This is a genomic window from Arsukibacterium perlucidum DSM 18276, from assembly GCF_000382165.1.
Taxonomy (GTDB): Bacteria; Pseudomonadota; Gammaproteobacteria; order Enterobacterales; family Alteromonadaceae; genus Alishewanella; species Alishewanella perlucidum.
This window is the reverse complement of the sequence record NZ_KB907730.1, coordinates 41,097-52,362: the sequence shown is the minus strand read 5'-3', so window position 1 is coordinate 52,362 and position 11,266 is coordinate 41,097. Positions and strand designations below refer to the sequence as shown.

The 11,266-nt window shown below is 44.5% G+C and carries 7 protein-coding genes; 4 read left to right on the top strand and 3 right to left on the bottom strand.

From position 1 onward, the window contains the following. Positions 1-537: 537 nt before the first annotated feature. The 3 genes from H141_RS0116895 to H141_RS0116885 are packed head-to-tail and all read right to left on the bottom strand — an operon-like array spanning position 538 to position 6,320. Complete coding sequence (locus H141_RS0116895; protein ID WP_019677469.1) at positions 538-2,736, bottom strand: DEAD/DEAH box helicase; 2,199 nt, start codon at positions 2,734-2,736, stop codon at positions 538-540. Then, positions 2,733-4,043, bottom strand: a complete 1,311-nt coding sequence (locus tag H141_RS0116890; protein ID WP_019677468.1) for an ATP-binding protein — start codon at positions 4,041-4,043, stop codon at positions 2,733-2,735. Before H141_RS0116890 ends, H141_RS0116895 begins: the two co-directional genes overlap by 4 nt. Further along, a complete protein-coding gene (locus H141_RS0116885) occupies positions 4,044-6,320 on the bottom strand; it encodes a tellurite resistance TerB family protein (RefSeq protein WP_019677467.1) in 2,277 nt (758 codons plus the stop codon). It lies immediately after the preceding gene. Positions 6,321-6,683: 363 nt separating this feature from the next. On the opposite strand from H141_RS0116885, the gene H141_RS0116880 reads away from it, so the two are divergent. From H141_RS0116880 to H141_RS0116865, 4 genes are all read left to right on the top strand, one after another. After that, complete coding sequence (locus tag H141_RS0116880) at positions 6,684-7,226, top strand: recombinase family protein (protein WP_019677466.1); 543 nt, start codon at positions 6,684-6,686, stop codon at positions 7,224-7,226. Between the two features lie 366 nt (positions 7,227-7,592). Beyond that, complete coding sequence (locus H141_RS0116875; RefSeq protein WP_019677465.1) at positions 7,593-8,816, top strand: ABC-three component system protein; 1,224 nt, start codon at positions 7,593-7,595, stop codon at positions 8,814-8,816. Beyond that, positions 8,813-9,301, top strand: a complete 489-nt coding sequence (locus tag H141_RS0116870; protein ID WP_019677464.1) for a three component ABC system middle component — start codon at positions 8,813-8,815, stop codon at positions 9,299-9,301. The genes H141_RS0116875 and H141_RS0116870 overlap by 4 nt, the downstream gene beginning before the upstream one ends. Continuing rightward, entirely contained in the window at positions 9,298-11,244 is a 1,947-nt protein-coding gene (locus H141_RS0116865; RefSeq protein ID WP_019677463.1) for a DUF3732 domain-containing protein, read from the top strand. The genes H141_RS0116870 and H141_RS0116865 overlap by 4 nt, the downstream gene beginning before the upstream one ends. Positions 11,245-11,266 lie beyond the last annotated feature (22 nt).

Sequence of the window (11,266 nt, the reverse complement as noted above, 5' to 3'; positions counted from 1 at the left end):
ACATAGGTCGTCGGACACGGACTCACGTAAGGTGTAGCGAAAAATATGCTACCGTTATAACGGTAATATATAGCAGGGCTAAAAAATGGCATTCTGCAATTATGCTACCGTTACAACGGTAATATAAAGTAGCGCCCCAAAATAGCATTCTACGGTTTCACTGCTGAAAAAAAATAGTGCGCTGAGAGCACCTCAAATAACCAGTGCATTAATCGGCATTAAACATCAACCTGTAACGACCAGACGCTTACAATTAAAGCTAGGAGAAAGGGTGACTGATTATCCGAAACGCCTTCATGAAATTAGGGTATGGGGTGGGGCAACACCCAAGCCGTCAGGTATCTGGCCGCTTGGGTGTTATTACAAACCCTATAATCTTATTTAAGTGCGATATTAATAGAGTTAATAAGGTTTGTGCAGCCTTCAACCTCATTTACAGACAGCCCAATATAGCCTGACGCCGCATATAAAGAGAAGATATTAAGCAGCAGCTTGTGTTCTCTTTGAACAGCACTATTAACGTGTAATTTCACTTTTTCATTTTATAAAGTTGCAGTTAATCCAGTTTTTTGCACAAACTATATCAAACGCCTTCGCACCATATCCGAGAGAGATAATTTCTTCAGGCAAGAACTCGTCAAACTTATCTATTTTCTTCTCAAATACAGTGTGTGCAAGCTCTGTTGAGCTGGGGAGCTCTTTGATTGATAGGGACCGTAACGAATCCTCGACATCGCTTAAAGACGTTTTGCTGACTTCGATAACTCCCGCGTATACACCAGCTTCGTATCCATTAATAATAAGCAGTGCTGCTATCGTGTTGACGACTTTGTCACCACGCCATGTAAAGATGTATACGTCATTACCGTGTTGAAGCAATGAACTCTGCCGCAGCCCAGCCTCGTTAAAAAATGCCACGCTCTCCCTAAACAGCCCTCTAGCGTTAGCATCAGCAAAGTCTATTTGCTGGTCAGCAACAGCTATTCGGTAATCGCCATCACTCAGAATTTTAAACATCTCCTGGCGTACAACGTCATGTACCGACATACCACTACCGCCGAACTTTGGAGGCTTTCCTCCTTTTGCATGTTCAACATAAATAGTCTTTTTGTCGCTGTCGATATCTTTGACTATCCACCTTTTTCCGCCAAAAATGATGTGCTGGCCAACGAGTACCAATGAGTCGATAGGCAACGTACCCAGCGTTTTGGTACCACTGACAATCCTGAATTCTTCTGGGGTTTTGAACACGGCATAGAATGTGTAATGCCCAGTAATTCGTTCACCTAACACGCCTAACACTAACTCTCCACTACCAAGCTGAGTAATCAATTCTGAGCTTCCCATATGCAGCAGAACAGCCTTGTAGTCTGCGGGAGAAACGTTTTGGAAAGGCCCTTCTTTGCAGAGCAGGTTGTACAACTGATCCGCTCTAACGCCTCCCCACTGTGCAATTACCGCGAGGATTTGATGTAGTAGTGTCGAAAAGTGATAGAGCGATGTATCGGCCGGCTCATACCACTTACTGCTGATAAGCAGCCTTATCATTGCAAGAGACTGTATTAACTCTAAACGCAACTTATCAATAGGGTTTGAATCTTTAGTCAGCTCGTCTTCAGCAATCAACATCCTGAGAATTGAGGCGCCACCTCGGCGTCCTGAGCGCCCCATTCTTTGGCGAAGACTCGAAACAGAGTGAGGGGCAGTAACTTGGATAACGGAATGCACTTTCCCTATATCAATACCGAGTTCCAAGGTCATGGTGCATACCGCGGTTGTTGGATATTGTTCTTGCTGAAGACGCTTTTCGAGGCTTTCTCTAAGTTCTTTGGAGAGCGAACCATGGTGAGGGAAAAATTCATTCGGTACATATTGTTGGTCACACATGTCGCTTAACGTCGCCGCTATGCTTTCCGTTCTATTGCGGCTGTTGGCAAAGACAAGGTGGTTTCCACCGCGGCAAAATTTTAAGAGATCCTGGCAAATTTTGTATTCAGCATTGGTGGGATCTTCTACATCTACCTGCGTAGGATTAATGTAGCCTTTGACCTGGACTTTAAGTGTCGAGACAGAATTTGAGTCTCTAATAATTTTGCACGGTAACGATTGGTTTGGGCGCAGAGCCAAAGGGACTTTCTCTATTTCACCAAGCGTAGCGCTTAACGCCACCCTTGGAATGGGGGACTTTAATCTTCCTAAAAGATGTTCAAGCCTGTGGAGCAATGAGAGCAAATGGTGCCCACGCTCCGAGCCTAAAAAGGCATGGAACTCGTCAATGACAACGTATTTTAGATGAGAAAAAGCCGATTTAACCCAGCCGGCATCACGAATGAGTAGCGACTCAAGTGACTCAGGGGTGATTAAAACAATACCAGCAGGAGAGGTTTTCAGCCTATTTTTTTTGCTTTGTGGACTATCTCCATGCCAAGGTGTTACCGGCATATCAAGTAAGTCTGATAAGCTTTCCAAACGCCGGTCTTGGTCGTTTATTAGGGCTTTGAGTGGGCTGATATATAGAATACCAACCCCTTCCTGTTGTTCTGCAATAGCACTTATTGCAGGGAGAAAAAACGCCTCGGTCTTCCCCGCAGCAGTTGATGCACTGATTAAGACATCCGTTTTTGCAGATAAAATAGGCTCAATAGCAAGGCTTTGAATTTCTCTGAGGCCGGACCAGCCTTGCTGAAAAATCCAACGTTGAACTCTGACATCAAGCCTCTCATGGTCATCCCTCATAGCTTAAAGTCAGCCAGATCATCCTCAGTGTCTTCGATATCGAGCTCAACATCAGAAGGTTTTTCTTCTTCAATAGATACAGACGCGACGAGGCTATTCCAAGCTATGCTCGGATTCTGATCGATGACCGCAATCATATCTAAAAATGCCTTAATTGTGTTTCTGGGCGTTCTGAAATATGCATCACCGATAGTTTGGCTACAGTGTTTCAGAAACGCCTTTAACGATTCATCAGGAACAAGATACTTACTTTCATCACCTTCAGCGTAAACGTGACGCAAGTTCTTCAGCAGGATATAGAGCTCTTCTGGTGTTAAACTCGCCAGATGTAATGCAGGGGAAGAGTAATCGATAACACCGGCTTGTTTAGCAAAGGTGTTGCCAGCAAGCCTGGACTGTAAAGCCTCATAGCTATAGAGGCCTTTCCTGGGATCAAGAAGGAATTCGGGAGTACCACCAAGCAAGAAACCTAAATGCTCCGCAGTTCCTTGAAGACAGTCATTCAGGATACGTAAAATCTGTTCGTAGTTCGATGTTCTTGCTGTGGTGTTGTTAAGTTTGTACAGGTTTACCATCTCGTCAAGGTTTACTAATAATCCCTGATAGCCGGCTTGTAGAACAAACAAACTCATCAACTTGAGCGAGTCATAAAATGATGCATCAGAGATGATGGTTCTTACACCGAGGTCGTTGCGAGCATCGGTTTTAGTGGAGTATTCGGCGCGAAGCCATTTAATTGCATTTGATTTAAGGGTCTCGTTATCCGCTTCATGACCGGTCCAATAGGCCTCGATAACCTTGGCAAAATCATAGCCACCTACAAGCTCTGATAAAGACGCTAACTTTTCATGAATGACGGTATTGATGCTCTTACCTGTGCTATCGGCTTCCATCCGGGCTTCAGTAATAAACTTCTCGACGACACTTGTAAGAGCATTACCGTCAGGCTTATTACGCGTAGACATATTACGCATCAGCTCTGAATAAAGGTTTCTTGCCTGGCCGGCCGAGGCGTGGATCCGCCTGTCAGGTGATAGGTCTGCGTTTACGGTAACCAGCTTTCTTTCCAGCGCAATAGCTCTGACAACGCTCAAGAAAAAAGTTTTACCAGATCCATATTCCCCAATGATAAGCCTGAAGGCAGAACCTCCATCGGATATCCGTTCAATATCTTGGATCATGGCTTTGAGTTCATTAACCCGGCCCACCTGAATATGTTGGATCCCGACTTTGGGTGTCACACCTGATTTCAGTGACTGGATAATTGCGTCTCTTTCTTTTGCTCTAATTTTCTTAGCAATCATCATTTATCCTTTTAACTCTTCAACAATTTCGAGATCAACATAGATGTCACCATCGTCATCTAACACCGGTGCATCAACTTTTTCATACGCCCAATTGTTGATAGTTTCGATTGCACCATCAACCATTAAATTAAATTTGCTACATAGCTCGTGCACTTCTTTACGCGGCCAAATCGTTTTAGTTATCAATTCATCAAACAACGCTTTATGAGACATATCAAGGCTATCTTGCTGAGAGGATGAAGCAATTATTTGCTCTGATTCAGGCTCATCATCCACTGCAAAAATACTTTCTAACATTAATTTTGCGTCACTGGTATCACTCTCATGCATTGCCAAAATGTCTTCATCCAACTGAAACACATCTTTGGTTTTGCTTATATCTTGCTGCGGTGATAGCGGGCCATTTTGGGTCGTGGTCAGGTGATGAATATCGCTCGCTACGAGTGATTTATCCAACCCCAAGGATGTGTAAAGCTTTTCAATTTGTTTTATTTCGTGAGCATCTACCTTACCGTCTGCAAGGGCAATTGATATGATAAATTTCTTTAGGAACTGAATCTGAGTCTCGTTTAATTGCTCTATTCTAGCGCTCAATCCCGCTGTGTTAGCAGGGCTATTTAAGCGCCACGTCAGATAAGCAGATAATGAATTCTTTTCAGTTGGTGACAACTTATCATCATGCTCGATAATTCTTCGTAGTGCTCGCTCTTCGTCAAGTGCTATAACACCATCAATAGCAGCCACCATTGCGCCGAGTCTTAAGGCAAGCATTACCTCATGGAACGCAGGAGTAGACTCAAAGAACGCTCCATGGCCCAGTGAAAACAATACGATATTTCCGTCAGATTTGAATTTGGTCAGGTGAAAACGTTGGTCTGGTGCAATACCTATATCCGCCTTCGCAGCGAGATTAGTAAGCAGATCAATCTCCTTTTTGTTGAGGTTTTTTGGTAACGGCATACCAGTGTGAGACCAAAATTCTTTAACAGTTGTCAGCCCTTTTTGATCAGCAATAATTTGCTCAGCCCATTGCTTGAAAGAACCAATTACGGGAGAGCCAGACTCGTTCGCCAGCTCTTTGGGCAACAGCATTAATGCAGCGATATCATGCTTGGAAGTATCGGCTTTGCCTAAGTATCGGCTATAGCTATTTAACTCTTCAGTGCATTGCTCAGCGATTGGTATGAGTTTGTTCAGGGGCGCTTTAAGTACGCTGGGATCGGGTAAATCTTCTAAATTCAAGTCAACACTATGTATGCCGTTGCTTGCAGCATGGTAGGACAGCGTGAGTTTAGTTTTGTTGGGTTTTACCAGTATTCCGTCACCAAATTTGTCTCTAAACCTTATTTTAAATAGTCTCCTGAACTCGTCTTCGCACCTTCTAGCAGGCGTTTTCAGAGAGTATTCGAGTGTGTTTTTCAGCCAGTCTAGTGCCAGATCAGCGTTAACAGGTTGGCTATTAGCAATGGCGGTTGCCAGCTTAACTTTGAATGACAATCCATTGTTCGTCTCTGGAATATCTTTTGCCCTATGCTCAAGTAAAGCCGGCCTTAATAGAGTCATCAACTCCAGAAAGTTTGCCGAATATCCCCTGAAAGAACGGTTAGCATTGAACACGCTATTAAGGCGTAAAACCTCGTCAAATATGCCGAGGAACTCATGATCTGAGACCGTGTTATTTGTTTTGTTCTCAATAATGCGTCTTTCGAACCCATAAAAGTATATGAATACATAGCCAACAGGTGTCGTTGGGTCAGAACGGTCCGACGCTAAAAAATCAAGGTAGGCCCCTCTGCAACCTTTTGAAAGGGTTGCATAACTTGGCCAGTAACCGAGTGACTCATCAGTGTATAAATCTGAGCCGGATTTGAATGATTTAGTTAATGCCTGGCGCTTCTCATCGACGAGTGAAGGCTCAACACCATAGCCCGAGAGGGAGTTCAACACCCCACCGAAATAAAACAGACCTCTCGGCATTTGTCTTCCACTAATGGTTAGATGTTCATCATCTGCAACCCAACGACCTTTTTGTGTGTTAGATGATTTCTCCGCTTCTCTTCCATAACTTGAGTAGACCGTGAATGTTGCGAATTCATCATCTCGTGCACTGTCAGACTCAGAATTGACTGACGAACGAGCATTAGTTGAATAGTTATTGTTGCTATATGTTTTGACTGGTTTTCTGGTGTTGGTGCGAACGGAAGACTTTGATGTTGGTTTTCCAGCCCCGAGTTTATAGAGAAAATAAATAACAATTGCACCTATAATGAATTCCATTTTCTTGTCCTTATGGTGGCCGTGAATTTTTGTTGTGTCCAAATTAGGGCTTAAATTCCCTAAGAAAACAACTAAAAAAGATCTAAATCTTCTATCAGATTTTACCTTAACTGGCAATTTGACAACCTGGATGCAATAGCTGCCTGTAGAGACATTTGAACAAGTTGTACATTCTTGCTACCCAAGGTATTTTCGCTATAAAAGCGAGTAGAATGGACTTTTTGAATTACACCGTTCTCGATTAGTGTCTATTCATTTATAAGTTAGTGGACACCCAGAATCCCTCCTTCTAAACTGTCTATTAAATCGTTAAAAGCCTATATACGAGACATATTGTCTACATATCGATTTAGGAGACAGATTATGCGCCTTTTCGGTTATGCTCGCGTATCAACCAGCCAACAATCCCTCGACAACCAGGTGAATACCTTGTTGGAAAATGGTGTAGAGCCACATCGAGTCTTCGTGGACAAAGCCTCTGGCAGTCATCTCGAGCGGGATGGACTGAAGACGTTAATGATTAAAGTGGAAAAAGGTGATGTGGTTCTGGTCAAGAAGCTAGACCGACTGGGCCGGGACACATCAGACATGATTCAACTGGTTAAAGAGTTTGATAAAAATGGAGTCGCGATCCGTTTCTTGGATGACGGGATTAGTACCGAAGGTGAGATGGGGAAAATGGTTGTTACAATACTGTCAGCCGTTGCTCAAGCTGAACGCCATCGTATTTTGGAGCGCACTAATGAAGGCCGTCAGGAAGCTAAAGCAAAAGGGGTTAAGTTTGGCAGGAAGCCAAAAATTGACTCAATGAAGGTTCTACAGATGAGGGCGGAAGGCAAATCTGCGATTGAAATATCACGTGAGCTTTTAATTGGTCGCTCCACCGTTTACAAAATATGTAAGTGATTATTAAATCTTACTTTTATCCTCACTCTGACAAGTATTCAGTCAATTGCAATGTGTGAACAGGGTTAGCATACAGCTTGCTAGCAACATACCCAAAATAAGAACTAGACAAATGTAATGAAATAGTTGATTTTATTCAATCATCTCCAGCATGCATTTAATGGTCAGACAGACCGTGTGCGGATGCGAGTTAAATGGAATTGCCAAGCTAATAATAGGGATAAGAAATGGGCGAATACGGAGTTCCAGTCTATTGTCGTAATTCAGATATATTATCTGCTGAAAGCCTAAAATGTTGTTATCGGAGAGTAAGTTCCGGTAACGGCTATTATTCTTCGTCATTCACCTCGCAGCGGGATTGAACTGATGACAGGAAAAAACACTGATAAATTTTCAGCTGGCGAACAAGGCTTAGGGTACATTTATCAAATACGTCTCGCGCTATTACAATTGCTTCAATATCCAGAGGATACTGCGGTACATCTGGAGAAGGATGACGACCTCGACTTCATCGATGATAAAGGTGGTAAGTCGTTAGCATCATTAAAACATAAAGCGATCAACGATAGACTAACTGACCTCTCAACTGACTTCTGGAAGTCAGTCAATATTTGGTTGGCTCGGTACAAACGGGATGGGTGTGCTAAATCGAATCTACGATTCTTTTTATTCACTACGGGCTTAGTGTCATCTGACTCGTTTCTCACTCGATTTCTTCCCCATCAGGCGGTTACCACAGATGATATCAGGACGCTGACTGAGCTGGCGGATGCAGCGCTTGTCACTTCTGCATCAAAATTAATCACGCCGATTGCAGAGGCTTTCAATGAGCTTAACAGTCTCGAAAAACAGGACTTCCTCGAACGTATCCTGATCCTTGATAGTAGCCCACGCATCAGTGACATACCTGCACTTATAAAAGACAAACACATGAGGAGCATCCGCAGGGAGCATCGACCGTTTGTTTTCGAGCGACTGGAAGGATGGTGGACCGATGCAGTGATCCATCAATTGACTGGTGCCAATCCGGAAGGAATCTTCGGTTATGAGTTGTCGGATAAGCTTTCAAACATCGCAGAGGAATATAAGACTGATAATTTACCAATTACCTTCCGAGGAACGGCTCCTTCAGAAGAAATCAATACTGATACTGACCCCCGTCTGTTTGTCGCGCAATTACGCGAAATAGGAATCACTCCAAAGCGGATTAAGAATGCGATTTTGGACTACTACCGAGCGTTCTCACAACGATCGGCTTGGGCTAGAGAGAACTTGTTGGCATTGGGTGAAGTTGCAGAGTACGAGGATCGCTTAGTTGATGAATGGGAACGTTTCAAGGATTTTGCATATGAAAAGCTAGAAAACGATAGCCCTGAAGAAGCTCTGCGTGAAGCGGGTTCGAATCTCTATGCATGGGCTGAATTCGAGGCCGGTAACATTGAATCCCTGCGTATCCGTGCCCGGGTGACAGAGCCATATGTACTTCGAGGTAGTTTCCATATATTAGCTGATGGTTCGCCGAGCCCAAGAGTCTACTGGCATCCAAAATTCCTTGACCGTCTGAGCACGGTGCTAGGAGTTGAGTCATGAAGAGATGGGATCAGCGCCCGATTGAGATTCGCAACCTTTTCAACCCTGCATTCTGTGGATTGGTTTTGTTCCGCGCGCTGCACGGCTACGAGGAAGAGGATACCCGAGGTATGCCTTTCTCCCTAACACTGCTGATACTCCCGCTTTGTCTGCACAAGGACTCAAGGGAGGTTTTTGGCAGCAATCCTCGGAGCTATCTGCTCAAGACTGTGGAGAGAAACCAACAAATGATGGTTGGTTTAGCCGATCGAGTGACACAAATGATGCCCTTTGCTTTCGAAGCGTTTGGGCTGTTGATGGAAAAGAAGTGCATCATTGTCACAGAAGACGGCCGTATTAAAACGGTACCCAAGATGGTGCGTAAGACCGTCGACGGGACTGCTGAGAGTGTCGCTTGTCAGAAAGTGGCACGCATCATCGGAAAAGAATTCGCACGTATCGCTGACCGAGCAACTGTTTATACAACTTTTGGAATTCGACCATGAAGATTCGCTCTATCCATGTATACAGCCATGATGGCCAACGTCGTGACCTTAATTTTAAGGTAGATGGACTTAATGTTATAACTGGTCGCTCTTCCACAGGTAAATCAGCGCTTTCTGAGATCATAGAGTATTGCATGGGGCGCTCATCGTTTAACGTTCCGGAAGGCATTATCCGAGACAAGGTGGCCTGGTTTAGTGTGATCTATCAGTTCGATAGAGAACAGGTGCTAATTGCTAAGCCAACACCATACAGTGGAGGTGCAAGTTGCAGTACAGCAATGATTCGACGGGGTATTAAATTGCAGGTGCCTGCATTCGATGAGTTGATGGTAAATACTGATGACGATGGTGTCGTCGAACTGTTATCTAGGCTACTGGGCATTCCCGAGAACCGAACTCAGGTTGCGGTTGAACACAGCCGTAATAGTTTCGAGGCGAACATTAAACACACCCTCTATTACCTGTTTCAAAAGCAAGGGCTTGTTGCGAATAAAGATCAACTTTTCTACCGGCAGAGCGAGCAATATCAGCCACAGACAATCCGAGACACTCTGCCGATATTGCTAGGCGTGTCTTCGAGCAATCGTTATGAGTTGGAATCTAGGTTACGGATAGCCCAACGTGACCTGAGAATAAGTAACAAAAAGTTGGAGAAAGCCAACGACTTAGTCGATTCGTCGCATGAGCAAGTACTGAGCCTATACTCGGAAGCTAAGGCAGTAGGGATTATCAGGAGCTCCTTCGTGAGTTCTAATATTGATGACATTATCGAGGCATTCAGGTCTGCTCTTAACTGGATACCCGAAATAGTGCCGGGCGATGATAGCAGTCGTATTTCAATTTTGGAGGAGGAACTTGTTCAGTTGCGTCAAGATCGCAGAAATATTCAGGCGCGAACCGACGCCGCTCAGATATTTGCCAAAAGAGCAGGTGGTTATGAGAATGAAGCCGCTGAACAAATAAACCGACTTACCTCGATCAAGGCACTACCAAGGAACTCTGACAGTGGGGATTGGCAATGGCCTTTCAGTGAACAAAACTTAGCGCTTGAGTCCCCAATCGCAGTAGTTCTGCTCGCTGAGCTGGAATCCCTCGACAAAGAATTGCAAGTTGCAATTGGCCAACGTCCCAAACTCGAGGCCTATTTGACGGAGTTAAGAGTTAAGGTAGACGAGATAGTCAGCCTTATCCAGCTGAAAGAATCAGAGCTATGCGCGGCTATTGCCGCCAACGAAGTTATAGCCCAGATGGGTAGTCGGAACAATGCTGCGGCGCGAGTTGTCGGCCGTATCAGTCTGTTTTTAGAGACACTGTTGCCAAATGAGGATATAGCAAAACTAGAAGCCGAAAACCGCCGCCTCAACAATAAAGTCAAACAGCTCGAGGAGGAGATTGGCGCTGACGACAGTAATGAACGCCTCGACTCGATCCTTAACAGCATCTCAACTCAAGTCTCGCAGTACATTAAGAAATTCAACGCTGAGTTTGCTCCTTATCCGGCAAGATTTAACCTATCTCAGTTAACGATTATCTTTGATCGGCCTGAGCGCCCAGTGCCAATGAGCAGAACTGGGGGCGGTGAAAACCATCTTGCCTACCATTTGTCGGCTTTGCTGGCCATGCATGTATTTGCTGCGCAGAACAATTGCCCAATTCCACGCTTTATGCTGATCGACCAACCAACTCAAGTCTACTTTCCGTCTGAACAGGTATACAAAGATGCCGACGGTTCAGTACTGAACACAGAGAGGGATGCCGATCTAAATGCGGTGCGTCGGTTGTTCGAATTGTTACTTAAATTTACGCAGGAGGACGTTCCAGGCTTCCAACTAATCATTACTGAGCATGCGAATCTGCGTGAGCAATGGTTCCAAGATTCTCTGGTTGAAGAACCATGGACGAAGCCACCAGCACTGGTTCCTGCTGATTGGCGAGACATGTAACTCCTATTCAGAAAACATAAAG

Bases quoted from the DNA above. Each gene is read 5' to 3' on its own strand.
- H141_RS0116895 (WP_019677469.1), bottom strand. From the start codon at position 2,736: ATGAGGGATGACCATGAGAGGCTTGATGTCAGAGTTCAACGTTGGATT.
- H141_RS0116890 (WP_019677468.1), bottom strand. From the start codon at position 4,043: ATGATGATTGCTAAGAAAATTAGAGCAAAAGAAAGAGACGCAATTATC.
- H141_RS0116885 (WP_019677467.1), bottom strand. From the start codon at position 6,320: ATGGAATTCATTATAGGTGCAATTGTTATTTATTTTCTCTATAAACTC.
- H141_RS0116880 (WP_019677466.1), top strand. From the start codon at position 6,684: ATGCGCCTTTTCGGTTATGCTCGCGTATCAACCAGCCAACAATCCCTC.
- H141_RS0116875 (WP_019677465.1), top strand. From the start codon at position 7,593: ATGACAGGAAAAAACACTGATAAATTTTCAGCTGGCGAACAAGGCTTA.
- H141_RS0116870 (WP_019677464.1), top strand. From the start codon at position 8,813: ATGAAGAGATGGGATCAGCGCCCGATTGAGATTCGCAACCTTTTCAAC.
- H141_RS0116865 (WP_019677463.1), top strand. From the start codon at position 9,298: ATGAAGATTCGCTCTATCCATGTATACAGCCATGATGGCCAACGTCGT.